Raw genomic sequence first — 15,376 nt, forward strand, 5'->3', positions numbered from 1 at the left:
GCGGTGACCGAGATCGAGATGGCGACGCCGCTGCAGAAGGTGGTCGGCGGCAACGGGGCGAAGCTGCTCGGCGAGAGCCTCGACCTGCACACGGTCGGCGACCTCGTGTATCACTTCCCGCGCCGCTACGAGGAGCGCGGCGAGCACACCGACATCCGCTCGCTGGAGATCGACGCCGAAGTCACGGTGTTCGGGCAGGTCAAGCGGGTCAGCTCGCGGTCGTTCACGCAGCAGCGCGGCGCGACCAAGGGCAAGCGCGGCTCGCTGGTCGAGGCGGTCATCGGCGACGACAGCGGCGGGGAGATCAGCGTCACGTTCTTCAATCAGCCCTGGCGGGAGAACCAACTGCGGCCCGGGCGCTGGGGACTGTTCTCCGGCAAGGTCGGCCGCTTCAACAACAAGCTCCAGCTCAACCAGCCCGACTACCTGCTGCTCGCCGCGGGTGAGGGCGCCACCGAGGGCGAGGAGGCCGTCGAGGAGTTCGCCGGGGCGATCATCCCGGTCTATCCGGCGACCGCCAAGGTCCCGACCTGGCGGATCGCCGCCGCCGTCCGCACGGTGCTCGACGTGCTGCCGCCGACGACCGACCCGGTGCCGGCGACGATCCGGGCGAAGCGCAAGCTGTCCGCGCTCGACAAGGCGCTGCGCGACATCCACCGACCCGAGTCGCAGCAGGCGCTGTACTTCGCCCGGCGCCGCCTCAAGTGGGACGAGGCGTTCGCGCTGCAGTTGACGCTCGTACAACGCAAGCTCCGGGCGGCCGACTGGCCCGCGACACCACGGCCGAGGCGCCCGGACGGCCTGCTCGCGGCGTTCGACGCCGGCCTGCCCTACGAGCTGACCCGCGGCCAGCACGACGTCGGCGAGGAGATCGCCGCCGACCTGTCACGGCCCCACCCGATGCACCGGCTCCTCCAGGGCGAGGTCGGCTCCGGCAAGACCCTCTGCGCGCTGCGCGCGATGCTCCAGGTCGTCGACGCCGGCGGCCAGGCGGCGATGCTCGCGCCGACCGAGGTCCTGGCGGCCCAGCACTACCGCAACGTCCAGGACCTCCTCGGCGGCATGGCCCGGGCCGGCGAGCTCGACGCGGCGCCGGAGGCCACCCGCGTCGCGCTGCTGACCGGCTCGCTGGGTGCGGCCGCGCGCCGCCGGGTTGTCGAGGAGCTCCGCGACGGCACGGCCGGCATCGTCGTCGGCACCCACGCCCTGCTCTACGAGGGGGTGGACTTCGCCGACCTCGGCCTGATCGTGGTCGACGAGCAGCACCGCTTCGGCGTCGAGCAGCGCGACGCCCTGCGCGCCAAGGCGGAACAGCCGCCGCACGTGCTCGTCATGACCGCCACCCCGATCCCGCGCACCGTCGCGATGACCGTCTTCGGTGACCTGGAGACCTCGGTGCTGAGCCAGTTGCCCAAGGGCCGGTCGCCGATCGCCTCCCACGTCGTGCCGGTGACGGAGAAGCCCGCGTTCCTCGACCGGGCCTGGCGGCGGCTCCGCGAGGAGGTCGCCGCCGGCCATCAGGCCTACATCGTCTGCCCGCGCATCGGCGACACGAAGTCGGAGGGTGAGGACCTCGGCGGCGACGACGGCCGCCGCCCGCCGGTGGCGGTGCTCGACGTGGCGCCGGAGCTGGCCGACGGGCCGCTGCACGGCCTGCGCATCGGCGTGCTGCACGGGAAGCTGCCGGCCGACGAGAAGGACGCGGTCATGCGCTCGTTCGCGGCCGGTGACCTCGACGTGCTGGTCGCCACCACGGTGATCGAGGTCGGCGTCGACGTGCCGAACTCCACGATGATGATGATCCTCGACGCCGACCGGTTCGGCGTCTCCCAGCTCCACCAGTTGCGCGGCCGGGTCGGCCGGGGCAGCGCACCCGGGCTCTGCCTGCTCGTCACCGAGGCGGGCGAGGGCACCCCGGCCCGCGCCCGCCTCGACGCGGTGGCGTCCACGACCGATGGGTTCAAGCTGGCCGAGCTCGACCTGGAGCAGCGCCGCGAGGGCGACGTGCTCGGCGCCGCCCAGTCCGGCCACCGCTCCCACCTGCGGCTGCTGTCCCTCCAACGCGACGCCGAGCTGATCGGCGAGGCGCGGACCGAGGCGATCGAGCTGCTCGAGGAGGATCCGGAGCTGCGGCGATACCCCGGGCTGGCCGCCACGATCGCCCAACTCGTCGACGAGGAGCGGGCCGAATACCTGGAGAAGGGCTGATCCGGCGGCTGCGGGCCACCCCCTAGGCTGAAGTCGTGACACGCATCGTGGCCGGGACGCTCGGCGGCCGGAGGCTGGTCGTGCCGGCCGGGCAGGGGACCCGTCCCACCTCCGACCGGGTGCGTGAGGCGCTGTTCAGCACGCTCGACACCCTCGTCGACCTCGACGGTGCCCGCTTCGCCGACCTCTACGCCGGCTCCGGCGCCGTGGGGCTGGAGGCCTGCTCGCGCGGGGCTTCGCACGTACTGCTGGCGGAGTCCGACGCCAAGGCCGCCCGGGTCGCGCGGTCCAACATCGCCACGCTCGGCGTGGGTGGCCGGGTCCGGCTCGTCGCCGACAAGGTCGAGCGGCTGCTCGCCGGCCCGCCCGAAGAGCCGTTCGACGTGGTGTTCGTCGACCCGCCCTACGCGGTCACCGACGAGCGGGTGCGTGACGTCCTGCGGGCGCTCGCCGAGCGGTGGCTCGCCCCGGACGCCCTGGTGGTCGTCGAGCGGTCCGGCCGCGGCGCCCCGATGGCCTGGCCGGAGGGCCTCCAGGGGCACGCCGAGCGGCGGTATGGCGAGACGACCCTGTGGTATGCCCGACGCGACGCGGAAGGCTGACGTGGCCTTGTCCGGTCCTTTGGTACGGTCCCCGCTCATGAGGCTTGGGCTGGTGCGATGAGGCGCGCGGTCTGTCCGGGTTCGTTCGACCCGGTCACGAACGGGCACCTCGACATCGTCGGGCGGGCATCGAAGATGTTCGACGAGGTTGTCGTTGCTGTGCTGATCAATCAGAGCAAGGCGGGGCTGTTCACCGTCGACGAACGGCTGGAGATGCTCGCGGAGGTGACCGCCCCCTACGCCAACGTCAGGGTCGACGCCTTCCAGGGCCTGCTGGTCGACTTCTGCCACACCCATGAGATCACCGCGATCGTCAAGGGCGTCCGGGTCGCCGGCGACTTCGACTACGAGCTGCAGATGGCCCAGATGAACCTGGGGCTGGGGGGCATCGAGACCCTCTTCATGCCGACCAACCCCAGGTTCTCGTTCGTCTCCTCGAGCCTGATCAAAGAGGTTGCCAAGTGGGGCGGCGACGTTTCGCCGCATGTACCCGATCTCGTGGTGAATCGGCTGCGGGAGCGGTTCGCCTCCGGCCGTGATCCGTCGCGAAACTGAGCGGAAACCAGAGTGGCGATGGAGCGGCATCACGGTTTGGGCCGCATGATGGTTACGTCGTTCGACGTTGGACAGGAGTGACCGCAGGTGGATCCGCTCGAGAACATCGACCAGATCATCGCGCTGGTTGAGGGTGCACGGTCGGCGCCGATGTCGCGGAGCAACTTCGTGTTCGACCGGGCCGAGATGATCAACCTGCTCGACCAACTGCGCGCCGACCTGCCGGGTGAGCTTCGGCGGGCCACCGCGCTGCTCGAGGAGCGGGACAAGATCGTCGACGCCGGGCGGCGCGAGGCCGAGCGGATCATCGCGGAGGCGGAGGCGGAGCACACCCGTCTCGTCTCGATCAACGAGATCGTCGTCTCCGCCGAGCACGAGGCGTCCCGGATGATCAACGAGGCGCGTGCGGAGACCCAGCGGCTGCGCGACGAGGTCGACGACTACGTCGACACGGCCCTGGCCAACTTCGAGCAGTTCCTGACCAGGTCGCTCGCCTCCATCGAGCGCGGCCGGGACAAGATGCACGCCCTGCGGGAGATCGGCTCCTTCACCCCGTCCGGCGAGGACGACCGGCCGTTGCCGTTCTGAGAGGCGCCCGGGGAAGCGATAAGGTAGGGGCGATTCGACGGAAGATCTGCCGCTCGGGTAGCCTTGTCCGTCGGCCCTGCCTGGCCGGAGTCTGAAGATGCCACACCAACAGCACCCGCAACTGGATCCCCGGTCGCCGCTGGTCCTCGAGACGAGAGACCTCCCACGCCGACCGGGTGCTCTGCATGCGGTCTCGCGGAGGGTGCCGGCCCCGGATGACCTCGGTCTGGAGCTGATCGGCGTGCCCCAGGGCGCCGAGCTCGACCTCCGACTGCGCATGGAGTCGGTGTCCGAAGGCGTTCTCGTCTCCGGCACCGTCACCGGCCCGCTGGTGGGTGAGTGCGGACGCTGCCTACGTCCGATCAGCGACACGCTGGACGTCCCGATCCAAGAGTTCTATGCCTACGTGCACAGCACCACGGACGAGACGACCGACGAGGACGAGGTCGGACGGCTGCAGGGCGACCTGATCGACCTGGAGCCGGCACTGCGGGACGCGGTGGTGCTCTCCCTGGCCGCCAACCCCGTGTGCCGCGAAGACTGCCCAGGGCTGTGCCCCGACTGCGGGGTGCCGCTCGACGAACTGCCCGAGGGACACAGCCACGAGCAGCTCGACCCGCGCTGGGCCGCCCTGTCCCAGATCAAGACGTCAGAGGAGTAAGACCCGTGGCCGTTCCCAAGCGGAAGATGTCGCGCAGCAACACCCGGTCGCGCCGGAGCCAGTGGAAAGCCGTCGCGGTCTCCACGCAGCCGTGCCCCCAGTGCCGCTCGCCGAAGCTGCCCCACGCTGCCTGCTCGGTCTGCGGCACGTACAACGGCCGCCAGGTCATCGAGGTCTGACCACCGGGTCCGGGTGACGCGATCCGACCGATCGCCGCACGGCGGGGATCTCCCGTCCGGCGTCGCGCGGATCGCCGTCGACCTCCTCGGCGGGGATGGGGCTCCCGCCGTGGTGGTTGACGGCGCTCTGCGTGCATGCAGCGCCGATCCAGACCTCCAACTCGTCCTCGTCGGGCCGCAAGCAGCGGCGGACGAGGTCATCGGCGCGCTCGCGGTCGCAGACCGGGAGCGCGTCAGTGTCATCGTGGTCGAGAGTCACATCGGCATGGCCGACGCGCCGTTGCGCAACATCCGCCGGGAGACGACGGTGCGGGCCGCCGCCGAGGCGGTCTACGCCGGCCGGGCCCACGGCATGGTCTCGGCCGGGTCGAGCGGCGCCGCCGTCGCCGCGTCCGCGCACGTCCTGGGCCGGCTCCGCGGTGTCCGCCGGCCGGCGCTCGCCGCCGCGCTGCCCACCCCGCACGGGCCGGTCCTGCTCGTGGACGTCGGGGTGACCCTCGACGCGACGATGCTGGAGCTCGTCCAGCACGCGGTGCTCGGCGCCGCCTACGCCGTCGCCGCACTCAAGATCCAGAAGCCGCGCGTGGGCCTACTGTCCATCGGCAGCGAGCCCGGCAAGGGCGATCGCCTGCGCCGCGCCGTCTCCATCGCACTGTCGGACATCCCGCTGCCGACCGGCGGCCGGTACGTCGGCCTAGTCGAGGGCCACGACGTGCCGCAGGGCGGCCCGGCCGACGTCGTGGTGACCGACGGCTTCACCGGAAACGTCCTGCTCAAGGGCATCGAGGGGGCCCTGCGGGGCACCCGGGGCCACGAGGCGGCCGCCGTGCTGCTCGGTGTCGTCGGCGACGTCGTGGTGTGCCACGGCTCCGCCGCCGGCGCCGACATCGCCGACGGCATCACCCTCGCCGCCCGTCTGCACCGCGACCGCATCATCCCCGCGGTCGCGGGGCTCGCCGACGATCTGCTGACCGAACTCTCCTCGGCCGGCGGCCTCACCATCCGTGACGCATTGGGAGAGCGCTCGTGAAGAAACCGACCCAACTCGAGGCCGCCTTCGGCGTCGACTTCGACTCCGACATGCTGCGGCGTGCGCTGACGCACCGGTCCTACGCCTACGAGAACGGCGGCCTGCCCACCAACGAGCGGCTGGAGTTCCTCGGCGACGCGGTCCTCGGTGTGGTGATCACCACCGCCCTGTTCCACAACCACCCCGACCTGCCCGAGGGCCAGCTCGCCAAGCTTCGGGCCAGTGTGGTCAACATGCGGGCCCTCGCCGAGGTCGCCCGCCGGCTCGGCCCCGAGGGCATTGGCCCCTACCTTCTGCTCGGCAAGGGCGAGGAGGCCACCGGCGGGCGGGACAAGGCGAGCATCCTCGCCGACACACTCGAGGCGCTCATCGGCGGGATCTATCTGCAGTACGGCCTGGACACCACCGCGCAGGTGATCCACAAGCTGTTCGACGGGCTGATGGCGGAGGCCGCGCTCCGCGGCGCGGGGCTGGACTGGAAGACCAGCCTCCAGGAACTCACCGCCGGCCGTGGCCTGGGCGTTCCCGAGTACCGCATCGACGAGGAGGGGCCCGACCACGCCAAGAAGTTCACCGCCTGGGTGATCGTGGCCAAGCGGCGCTACGGCGGAGCGCAGGGCGGCAGCAAGAAGGAGGCCGAGCAGCGGGCCGCCGAGGCCGCCTGGAAGGAACTGTCCGCACGGTCGGTCGCCGACCAGGGGCGGGCCGGCGAGCCCGAGCCGGCGGAGACCGAAACCCTCGATGATGACGCCGGTCACTGAGGTTGTGCAGCGGCACAAACCGATGCTGCTGGCGTACCCCCTGGGGCTGTACGCGCTGAGCCGCCTCCTCCAACTGCTCTTCGTCTGGTGGATGGCGGACGACGGCAAGGTCCGTGACCGGCTGCTCGCCTGGGACGGCGGGCACTTCATCCGCGTCGCCGAAGAGGGCTATCCGACCGGGTACACGTACAACGCCGAGGGTCAGCTCGTCGGCAACGGCCTGGCGTTCTTCCCCGGCTACCCGATGCTCGTCCGGCTGACGCACTTCGTCACGCAGTTCGACTACGGCACCGCCGCGATCACCGTATCGTGGATCGCCGGAGGCTTCGCAGCGGTCCTGCTGTGCGCCCTCGGCACCCGGTTGTACGACGAGCGGGTCGGCCTGGCGCTCACCGCGCTGTTCTGCGCCCAGCCGATGTCGATGGCGCTGTCGATGGCCTACTCGGAGGCGCTGTTCACCGCGCTCGTGGCCGGCATGCTGCTGTGCGCGCACCGCGGCGACTGGCTCCCGGCCGGGCTGCTCGGGCTCGGCGCCGCCCTGACCCGGCCGACGGGCGCCGCGGCCGCCGTCGCGCTCGCCGTCGCGGCCGGGCTGGCCGTCCACCAGGGGCGGCGGGAGGGTGGCACAGGCCGTACCACTGCCTGGAAACCCGCGGTCGCAGCCGGGATCGCACTGGCCGGTGTGCCCGCCTACCTGCTGTGGGTCGGCATGCGTGTCGGCGATCTCGGCGCGTGGTTCGACATCCAGACGGCCGGCTGGGGCACGACGTTCGACTACGGCCGATCCAGCCTCATGTTCGTCCGCGACGCGCTGCGCGACGGCGATGGCTGGGTCCAGGTCAGCGTCGCCTGGATGCTGATCGCCGTGGTGATCGCTGCCGCGGTGGCGATCACGATGAAGGTCTGGCCACCCCTGACCGTGTACGGGCTGATCGTCCTGGTGCTGGCCGTCGGCCAGGGCGGCTACTACCACTCGAAGCCGCGGCTGCTGGTCCCGGCGTTGCTGATCCTCGTCCCGCCGGCCGTCGCACTCGGCAGGGCCAGACCGCGCACGATGGCGCTAGTCTTGGCGGCCTGCGGTGCGTTCGGGCTGTGGTACGGCTCGTATCTGATCACCGTCTGGCATTACGCGATCTAAGGACTCCTATGCCTGAGCTGCCCGAGGTCGAGACCGTCCGCCGCGGCCTCGACAAGTGGGTGTCCGGCCGGCGTATCGCCACCGTCGAGGTGCTGCACCCGCGGGCGATCCGCCGCCACCTGCCCGGCTCGGCCCACTTCGCCGACGTGCTCGCCGGTCGGCGGGTCGGGGCGGTGATGCGGCGCGGGAAGTACCTCTGGCTGCCCCTCGACGACGAGGACGCCCTCATCGGCCACCTCGGCATGTCCGGTCAGCTCCTGCTGCGGCCGGTCGCGGCCCCGCCGGAGACGCACCTGCGGGTGCGGTTCACGTTCGACGACGACGGCCCGGAGCTGCGCTTCGTCGACCAGCGCACGTTCGGCGGCCTCAGCGTGTCGGCGGGCGGTGCCGTCCTGCCGGCCGAGCTGGCGCACATCGCGCTCGACCCGGTCGACTCGCTGTTCGTCGACGACGCGTTCGTGGAGGCCATGCGCCGCCGCCGGACGGAGGTCAAGCGGGCGCTGCTGGACCAGACCCTGATCTCGGGCGTGGGCAACATCTACGCCGACGAGGCGCTGTGGCGGGCCTCGTTGCACGGTGCGCGGGACACGTCGCGGCTGACCCGTCCGGCGGTCCGCCGCCTGCTGGAGCACGTCCGTGACGTGCTGAACGAGGCGATCGGGCAGGGCGGGACAAGTTTCGACGCGCTGTATGTCGACGTGAACGGTGAAAGCGGATACTTCGACCGGTCGCTGAATGCGTACGGCCGGGAGGGTCTTCCCTGCAAGCGGTGCGGCACTCCGATCCGCCGTGAGGCATTCATGAACCGGTCGTCATTCTCGTGCCCGAAATGCCAGCCCCGTCCGCGCCGCATTCTATAGACGGTGGTTGTTGTACGGTCGACGGTTTTTCTCTCGGCCGAGCGCGCACGTTTTCTCCCGTCACGATCTGTTGCGAATTGCCGAGAAGAGGTCGATCTTGGAGGATTCCGGCCCTGTGGCGGGGTTCAGGCGCCCGCTGCCGGGCCCCACACGGCTGCCGCCGTCGGGGCCGCGTTGACCTGGCGGTGCGGGCGGGAGCGGCGGGGGAGCGGCGTGGGCTTGCTCAGCTCGCCGATGCTCCGACCCAGGCCGCACCAGGCGGGCAGGTCCGCGTAGGGATCCGGGGCGCCCAGGTCCGTCACCAGGCCGAAGCCTGCCCCACGGGCCACCTGTAACCGCGACGCCTCGTCGAGATTCCACGGCGGAACCGCGTGCACCAGGTGCCCGTCGCCGGGGCGGGCCCCCTCGCACGACCAGCGGCGGTACTCGCGCCAACTCCCGTCGAACACGCACACCGGGATGCCCAGGTCGCGGTACGCATCGTCCGGTGGCTCGCCGGGGTTCAGCACGACGTCCGGCAGGCCCGCGCGGGTCGCGGCCTGCGCGGCGACGGCCACCGGGCCGATCGCGTACGGACTGACGGGCGTGCGGTCGAGGAACACCCCGCGGACCGGGTATCCGGCCCAGCGGTACACGTCGGCGCGGATCTGGCTGACGGGCCGGGTGCCGTAGTCGACGTCGACGTAGCCGAGCAGTCGCGTGCCGGCGGCATCGAGGCGGCTCATGGCGGCCGTCCACAACGGATCACGGCCGCTGCCGGGTCCGTGCGCCACGTCGACGACGACGGTGAATGCCGGACCGTGTCCCGCGATGATCTCCCATGCGTGTGGCCGGGCGAGCGGATGCGCCCGCAGTGGCAGGAGCGTCGGAACCCGGTCCACGACCGGACTAACGATGCTGGGCCCCCTCAAGCACGGCCGGTGTCCATGGTCCGACAAGCCGTGCGGCCGCGCATCGCGGCGCCGCCACCGACCGGTCTGATGTCGCGGCCGACCGGTACGTCGCGATCGTTGTCGTCGCGCGGCCGGCCCCTGACCGCGTCGCCCGCGTCGCCCGCGTCGCCGCGCCGCGCGGTCAGCTCGCCGGCGAATTCCGAATAGCCGGCCTTTGCTGCGCGTGCCGCCGGATCGCTGCCGTCATTGCCCCTGCCGCCGGTGACGTTGTTGGTCGCCGGGTCCGCGCTGTTTGCCCGTGCGGCGGTGCGGATCTGGCCATTCATGCGGACCGGCTCGCATCGCTCCTTCCGCCGTCCATTGTTCACGAGTTGTACGATCCGGTCCTCGTAATTCGTATTGAACTTCGCGGAACCGAGTGCGGGCGCGGCGCTGCTCGATTTCCCGGCCGGGGACGCGGATTGCGACGGCGCGACGGAAGTGGGCTCGCCGGTCCGCTCCACGACGGTTTCCGGCGCGGCCGGTTGCGCATTGCCGGTGCTGGGTCCACCGTCCGTGAGAGCGGGAATGATCACCGCGCTCAGGTCGTGGCGGACCGGCACGCCGGTGGTGATCGTGGCGCTGCCGACGGGGCCGAGCCGGTCCAGGAGACCGGGCTGCGGCGCTGTCATCGCATGTCTCCCGGTCTGCTCAGCAAGGCCTTTGAATTTCCCCGGAGACGCTACTTCCCAGTGGCGCCGTGGGGCAACCGGTGGCACACTGCCACGATCGGGCGGCGCGGTGCCGATCACGCACCCGGGTGAGTGAGAACACCCTGGCCAGGACGTTTGGCGTGCCAGTTGGCTTGACTAAGTCGCGTGCCCGAAGGAACATAGAGGGGTCGCCAGTCGCGCCCATTCATGCCCTTGTGCTTCGGTCGCGGGTGCTGGGCGCGCGTTTGCCGGAATCGACCGGCTGCGCTTATCAAGGAGACGATATGGCTAAGGCCCTCTTCGGCCACGTGGGCGGTGCGCCCGATCGGCGCCTCGTAGACGAGGTCACTCAACTGCGTGCCAAGGTTCGGGCGCTCGAGTTCGAGATCGTTCGGCTCCGTGCCGAAAACGACCGGCTCGCCGCGGCGGCTTCGGAGACGGATCACCTGGTCCGCCTCGCTGAGCCGGCGATGGCCTGAGTTTTCAGGACGTCGGAAGATCGCCGGCAGGCCGGCGATCCTCGGTGGAACCTACGCAGAACCGCACAGTAACCCGCGCGCCGACATCCATGGGGTCTCGGCGCGCAGTCATGTCCGGGGTCGGTCGGCCCGGACGTCCGGTTGGTGACTCGAGTGACCCGAGTGGCCGGTGTGCCCACGACACGCGCATTATGGTGTGCGGTGCTGCGGGGTTGGGTAGTCTCCCGGCGGTACCCTCCCGGATGACACAGCCCGGCAAATCACCTCGACCCGTGGAGTTCCGTGCACCTCAAGAGCCTGACGGTCAAGGGCTTCAAGTCCTTCGCCTCCGCGACCACACTGCGGCTGGAGCCGGGCATCACCTGCGTCGTCGGGCCCAACGGCTCCGGCAAGTCCAACGTGGTCGACGCGATCTCCTGGGTGCTGGGTGAGCAGGGCGCCAAGGCGCTGCGCGGCGGCAAGATGGAAGACGTCATCTTCGCCGGGACCGCGGGCCGGGCCCCGCTGGGGCGCGCCGAGGTCACCCTCACGATCGACAACGCCGACGGTGCGCTGCCGATCGACTACACCGAGGTGTCGATCACCCGTCGGATGTTCCGCTCCGGCGAGAGCGAATACGAGATCAACGGCAACCAATGCCGCCTGCTCGACATCCAGGAACTGCTGTCCGACTCCGGCATCGGCCGCGAGATGCACGTGATCGTCGGCCAAGGCCGGCTCGACGGCGTCCTGCACGCCCGGCCCGAGGACCGCCGCGCGTTCGTCGAGGAGGCAGCCGGCGTCCTCAAGCACCGCAAGCGCAAGGAGAAGGCCCTCCGCAAACTCGACGCGATGCAGGCCAACCTCAACCGCCTCGGTGACCTCACCACGGAGCTGCGCCGCCAGCTCAAGCCGCTCGGCCGGCAGGCCGAGGTGGCGCGGCGCGCCGCCGGCATCCAGGCCGACCTGCGTGACGCCCGGCTCCGGCTCCTCGCCGACGACCTGGCGACACTGCGCACCACCCTCGACAAGGAGATCGCCGACGAGACCGCGCTGCGCGCCCGCCGCGAGGAGGTCGAGGCCGAGGTCGAGGCGATCAACGAGCGGCTATCCGCGCTGGAGGCAGAGCACGCCGCCGACGCGCCGGTGCTCGCCGAGGCGCAGGACACGTGGTACCAGCTCTCCACCCTCCAGGAGCGCTACCGCTCGCTGCACCAGCTCGCCGCCGAGCGGTACCGCAACCTTTCGGCGGCCCCGGTCGAGGAGCGCCCCGGCCGGGACCCGGACCAGCTCGTCGCCGAGGCGGAAAAGGTCCGCGAGCAGGAGGAGGAGCTGCGCGCCGCGCTGGAGGCGAGCCAAGAGCGCCTGGCCGAGGCCGTCGAGCGCCGGCAGGACCTGGAGCGCCGGCTCGCGTTCGCGGAAAAGGCGATCGTCGCCGCGCACAAGGCCATCGCCGACCGGCGGGAAGGCCTCGCGAAGCTCACCGGCCAGGTCGAGTCCGCCCGCAGCCGCGCGACCGCCGCCGCCGACGAGATCGAGCGGCTCGCCGTGCAGCTCGCCGAGGCCGAGACGCGCGCAGAGCACGCTCAGGGACTCTACGAGGAGGCGAGCGCCGGCGCCTCCGTCGCCGACCACGCCAACGCCGACCTGGAGCTGCGCCACCAGGAGGCGACCCGCGAGCTGGAGTCGATCAACAACGAGGTGCGCCTGCACAGCGACGCCGAGCGGGCCGCCGAGAAGGAGGCCGCCCAGTGGAAGGCGCGTGAGGAGGCCCTCGCGATGGGCCTGCGGCGCAAGGACGGCGCCGGCACCCTGCTGGCCCGCGGCGACCGGGTGCCCGGCCTGCTCGGCAGCGTCGCCGCTCTGCTGTCGGTCGAGGCCGGCCACGAGGCTGCCCTGGCCGCCGCGCTCGGCGCGCTCGCCGACGCCGTCGCGGTCGCGGGCGTCGAGGGTGCGGTCGCGGCCGTCGAGATGCTCAAGCAGGACGACGCCGGTCGTGCCGCGTTGCTCATCGCCTCGGCGCCGATGCTCGACGCGCCGCCGGTCGAGCGGGTGCCGTTGCCGCCGGGTGCCGCCTGGGCCATCGACCTGGTGCGGGCGCCCGAGGAGCTGCGTCCGGCGCTGGAGCGGGCCCTGGGCGACGTCGTCTTCGCGCCCGACCTGGCGGTGGCCAAGCGCATCGTCTCCTACGCGCCCGGCCTGCGCGCGGTCACCCCGGAAGGCGACGTGCTCGGCGCCTACGCGGCCGCCGGCGGTTCGGGCAAGCAGCACAGCTTCATCGAGGTGCAGGCCGCCGTCGAGGAGGCCCGCCAGCAAAAGGTCGACGCCGAGCGGCGCGTCGCCGAGGCCCGTGAGCTGCTCGCGTTGGCGCGCAACGCGGCCGGTGCCGCCAAGCAGCAGGTCGCCGAGGCCGCCGCCGCGAAGAAGGAGGCCGACAGCCAGCGCAACGCGGCCGCGCGGCGGCTCGCCGAGTTCGGCGCCGCGGCGAAGTCGGCCAAGGCCGAGGTCGAGCGGCACGCGGCGGCGAAGGCCAAGGCGGAATCGGCCCGCGAGTCCGGCCTGACCGCCCTGGCCGAGCTGGAGGAGCGGCTGGCGCTCGCGGAGGATACGCCGCTCGACGAGGATCCGTCGACGCAGGAGCGTGACGACCTCGCGGCCGAGGTGCCGGCGGCCCGCCAGCACGAGATGGAGGTCCGGCTCGCCGTGCGGACCGCCGAGGAGCGCGTCGGCGCGCTCGTGGGCCGGGCCGACGCGCTGCTGCGCCAGGCCGCCGCCGAGCGGGCCGCCCGGGAGCGGGCCGCCGCGCGCAAGGCGACCCGGGCCCGGGGCGCCAAGGTCGCCGAGACCGTCATGTCCGGTGCCGCCTTCGCCCTGGAGCAGCTCGCCACGTCGATCGCCGAGGCCCAGGAGACCCGCGACACGCTCGCGTCCACGCGGGCCGAGCGCGAGACCGAGCTCACCGAGGTCCGCGGCCGGTCCAAGCAGCTCACCGCCGAGCTGGACCGGCTCACCAACGCCGTGCACCGCGACGAGGTGGCCCGCGCCGAGCAGCGACTGCGGATCGAGCAGTTGGAGGCCCGCTCGGCGGAGGAGTTCGGCCTCGACGCCGACACGCTCGTCGCCGAATACGGTCCCGAGGTGCCGGTCCCGCCAACCGCCCCGGAGGTGGCCGCCGCCGAGGCCGAGGGGAAGCCGGCGCCTGAGGCGGTGCCGTTCGACCGTCCCACGCAGGAGAAGCGCGCCGCGAAGGCCGAGCGCGAGCTCAACCTCCTGGGCAAGGTCAACCCGCTGGCCCTCGAGGAGTTCGCGGCGATGGAGGAGCGGTACAAGTTCCTCTCCGACCAGCTCGAAGACCTCAAGGCCACCCGGCGGGACCTGCTCACCGTGGTCAAGGACGTCGACGACCGCATCCTCGAGGTCTTCACCAGCGCGTACCACGACACGGCCCGCGAGTTCGAGCAGGTCTTCTCGGTGTTGTTCCCGGGCGGCGAGGGCCGGCTGGTGCTGACCGACCCCGAGGACATGCTCACGACGGGCATCGAGGTCGAGGCCCGGCCGCCAGGCAAGAAGATCAAGCGCCTGTCGCTGCTCTCCGGCGGCGAGCGCTCCCTGACCGCGGTGGCGCTGCTCTGCGCGATCTTCCGCGCCCGCCCCAGCCCGTTCTACATCATGGACGAGGTCGAGGCCGCGCTCGACGACGTCAACCTGGGCCGGCTGATCACGCTGTTCGAGCAGCTCCGCGAGCGCAGCCAGCTCATCATCATCACCCATCAGAAGCGCACGATGGAGGTCGCCGACGCCCTCTACGGTGTGACCATGCGCTCCGGTGTCACCGAGGTCATCTCCCAGCGCCTGCGGACGGAAGAGGCGGCGTGATCCAGAAACCCACGGCGGTGCTGATCGACTTCGACGGCGTCGTGCGCGCGTTCGACCCGTCGATCAATGCCGAGATCGAGGCGCGGTACGGTCTGGAGCCCGGCACGGTCCTCGACACCGCCCTCCAGTGGGACCGCCTCCTGCCCGCGATCACCGGCCGCATCACCCACGAGCAGTGGTTGTCGACCGTCGCCGACACCCTGGCGGAGAAGGTCGGCGGCCCGGAGCGCGCGGCGGAGCTGATGCGTGAATGGGTGGTCTACCCGGGCCATGTGGCGCCGGAGGCCCTGCGATTCGTCCGCGACGTCCGCGCGGCGGGCTTGCCGGTCGGCCTGGCGACCAACGCGACCGGCGACCTCGACCGCGTGCTGGCGTCGTTCGACCTGGTGGGAGAGTTCGACGCGGTGGCAAACTCGTCGGCGATAGGGTTTCACAAGCCGACGAAGGAGTTCTTCGCCGCGGCCTGCAAGATGGTCGACACCCCGTCGGCGCGCTGCCTCCTCATCGACGACACCGACCGCATGGTGCGGGGTGCCCGGGTCGCCGGCCTGACGGCGTACCGCTATTCGCCCGGCGACGACCTCACCTACCCCCGCCGCGCCCTCGGCATCTAGCCCATCGTGCGGACATGCCCCGCGAACGATATTCCGCCGAGGAACGTTCATTCATGAACGGAACATCGTTCGCGGGGCATGTCCGTTCGTGGCGCGCAGCGGTGTCCGCTCGATCTCATGATCATGGGAAAGATGTGGCTGCCCCGATAGCCAGACCTTTCCCATGATCATGGAGTCGCCGGCCCGAGACGTGCCGCCCGGGTCCAGCGGCGCCCACGAGCGACCGGGCGCCACCCGAACGACTGTGCGTCACGATCCCGT

General features: G+C 71.6%; 15 protein-coding genes. 13 read left to right on the forward strand and 2 right to left on the reverse strand.

Features of this window, described 5'->3' with window-relative positions; genetic code table 11:
• The first annotated feature begins 18 nt into the window (after positions 1–18).
• From recG to mutM, 10 genes are all read left to right on the forward strand, one after another.
• Positions 19–2,208, forward strand: coding sequence for an ATP-dependent DNA helicase RecG (gene recG / locus Drose_RS07960; protein WP_260729640.1), 2,190 nt, complete (start codon positions 19–21; stop codon positions 2,206–2,208).
• A 35-nt stretch (positions 2,209–2,243) separates the two neighbouring features.
• Positions 2,244–2,810, forward strand: a complete 567-nt coding sequence (rsmD, locus tag Drose_RS07965; RefSeq protein ID WP_260727539.1) for a 16S rRNA (guanine(966)-N(2))-methyltransferase RsmD — start codon at positions 2,244–2,246, stop codon at positions 2,808–2,810.
• Positions 2,811–2,867: 57 nt separating this feature from the next.
• The gene (coaD, locus tag Drose_RS07970) at positions 2,868–3,365 is read left to right on the forward strand and encodes a pantetheine-phosphate adenylyltransferase (protein WP_260727540.1); all 498 of its coding nucleotides are present in this window, start codon (positions 2,868–2,870) and stop codon (positions 3,363–3,365) included.
• Between the two features lie 87 nt (positions 3,366–3,452).
• The gene (locus tag Drose_RS07975) at positions 3,453–3,953 is read left to right on the forward strand and encodes a hypothetical protein (RefSeq protein ID WP_260727541.1); all 501 of its coding nucleotides are present in this window, start codon (positions 3,453–3,455) and stop codon (positions 3,951–3,953) included.
• A 97-nt stretch (positions 3,954–4,050) separates the two neighbouring features.
• Positions 4,051–4,614, forward strand: a complete 564-nt coding sequence (locus Drose_RS07980) for a YceD family protein (protein ID WP_260727542.1) — start codon at positions 4,051–4,053, stop codon at positions 4,612–4,614.
• Positions 4,615–4,619: 5 nt separating this feature from the next.
• Positions 4,620–4,793 carry a 50S ribosomal protein L32 gene (gene rpmF / locus Drose_RS07985; protein ID WP_259861936.1) on the forward strand — a complete coding sequence of 58 codons (174 nt, stop codon included), beginning with the start codon at positions 4,620–4,622 and terminating at the stop codon, positions 4,791–4,793.
• Positions 4,794–4,806: 13 nt separating this feature from the next.
• Positions 4,807–5,823 (forward strand): phosphate acyltransferase PlsX, encoded by a 1,017-nt coding sequence (locus Drose_RS07990; protein WP_260727543.1) that lies wholly within the window; start codon positions 4,807–4,809, stop codon positions 5,821–5,823.
• A gap of 50 nt (positions 5,824–5,873) precedes the next feature.
• Complete coding sequence (gene rnc / locus Drose_RS07995) at positions 5,874–6,584, forward strand: ribonuclease III (RefSeq protein WP_260729641.1); 711 nt, start codon at positions 5,874–5,876, stop codon at positions 6,582–6,584.
• A gap of 4 nt (positions 6,585–6,588) precedes the next feature.
• Complete coding sequence (locus Drose_RS08000) at positions 6,589–7,722, forward strand: mannosyltransferase family protein (protein ID WP_260727544.1); 1,134 nt, start codon at positions 6,589–6,591, stop codon at positions 7,720–7,722.
• A gap of 8 nt (positions 7,723–7,730) precedes the next feature.
• Positions 7,731–8,582 carry a bifunctional DNA-formamidopyrimidine glycosylase/DNA-(apurinic or apyrimidinic site) lyase gene (mutM, locus tag Drose_RS08005; RefSeq protein WP_260727545.1) on the forward strand — a complete coding sequence of 284 codons (852 nt, stop codon included), beginning with the start codon at positions 7,731–7,733 and terminating at the stop codon, positions 8,580–8,582.
• A 125-nt stretch (positions 8,583–8,707) separates the two neighbouring features.
• Here mutM and Drose_RS08010 read toward each other — a convergent pair whose 3' ends face one another.
• Both Drose_RS08010 and Drose_RS08015 read right to left on the reverse strand, forming a co-directional pair.
• Entirely contained in the window at positions 8,708–9,463 is a 756-nt protein-coding gene (locus Drose_RS08010; protein WP_260727546.1) for a spherulation-specific family 4 protein, read from the reverse strand.
• Positions 9,464–9,489: 26 nt separating this feature from the next.
• Positions 9,490–10,146 carry a CAP domain-containing protein gene (locus tag Drose_RS08015; protein ID WP_260727547.1) on the reverse strand — a complete coding sequence of 219 codons (657 nt, stop codon included), beginning with the start codon at positions 10,144–10,146 and terminating at the stop codon, positions 9,490–9,492.
• A gap of 305 nt (positions 10,147–10,451) precedes the next feature.
• Here Drose_RS08015 and Drose_RS08020 point away from each other — a divergent pair, with 305 nt between their 5' ends.
• The 3 genes from Drose_RS08020 to Drose_RS08030 all read left to right on the forward strand — a co-directional run bounded on the left by Drose_RS08020 (position 10,452) and on the right by Drose_RS08030 (position 15,115).
• Positions 10,452–10,646 (forward strand): hypothetical protein, encoded by a 195-nt coding sequence (locus tag Drose_RS08020; RefSeq protein WP_260727548.1) that lies wholly within the window; start codon positions 10,452–10,454, stop codon positions 10,644–10,646.
• Between the two features lie 282 nt (positions 10,647–10,928).
• Positions 10,929–14,501, forward strand: coding sequence for a chromosome segregation protein SMC (gene smc / locus Drose_RS08025; protein ID WP_260727549.1), 3,573 nt, complete (start codon positions 10,929–10,931; stop codon positions 14,499–14,501).
• A complete protein-coding gene (locus Drose_RS08030) occupies positions 14,498–15,115 on the forward strand; it encodes an HAD family hydrolase (RefSeq protein ID WP_260727550.1) in 618 nt (205 codons plus the stop codon). Before smc ends, Drose_RS08030 begins: the two co-directional genes overlap by 4 nt.
• The last annotated feature ends 261 nt before the right edge of the window (positions 15,116–15,376 follow it).

It is taken from the genome of Dactylosporangium roseum, assembly GCF_025264685.1.
GTDB classification, from domain to species: Bacteria; Actinomycetota; Actinomycetes; order Mycobacteriales; family Micromonosporaceae; genus Dactylosporangium; species Dactylosporangium roseum.

What these genes read in the sequence shown, in the direction of transcription:
- recG (WP_260729640.1), top strand. Translation starts at nt 19, where the DNA reads ATGGCGACGCCGCTGCAGAAGGTGGTCGGCGGCAACGGGGCGAAGCTG.
- coaD (WP_260727540.1), top strand. Translation starts at nt 2,868, where the DNA reads ATGAGGCGCGCGGTCTGTCCGGGTTCGTTCGACCCGGTCACGAACGGG.
- Drose_RS07980 (WP_260727542.1), top strand. Translation starts at nt 4,051, where the DNA reads ATGCCACACCAACAGCACCCGCAACTGGATCCCCGGTCGCCGCTGGTC.
- rnc (WP_260729641.1), top strand. Translation starts at nt 5,874, where the DNA reads ATGCTGCGGCGTGCGCTGACGCACCGGTCCTACGCCTACGAGAACGGC.
- mutM (WP_260727545.1), top strand. Translation starts at nt 7,731, where the DNA reads ATGCCTGAGCTGCCCGAGGTCGAGACCGTCCGCCGCGGCCTCGACAAG.
- Drose_RS08015 (WP_260727547.1), bottom strand. Translation starts at nt 10,146, where the DNA reads ATGACAGCGCCGCAGCCCGGTCTCCTGGACCGGCTCGGCCCCGTCGGC.
- Drose_RS08020 (WP_260727548.1), top strand. Translation starts at nt 10,452, where the DNA reads ATGGCTAAGGCCCTCTTCGGCCACGTGGGCGGTGCGCCCGATCGGCGC.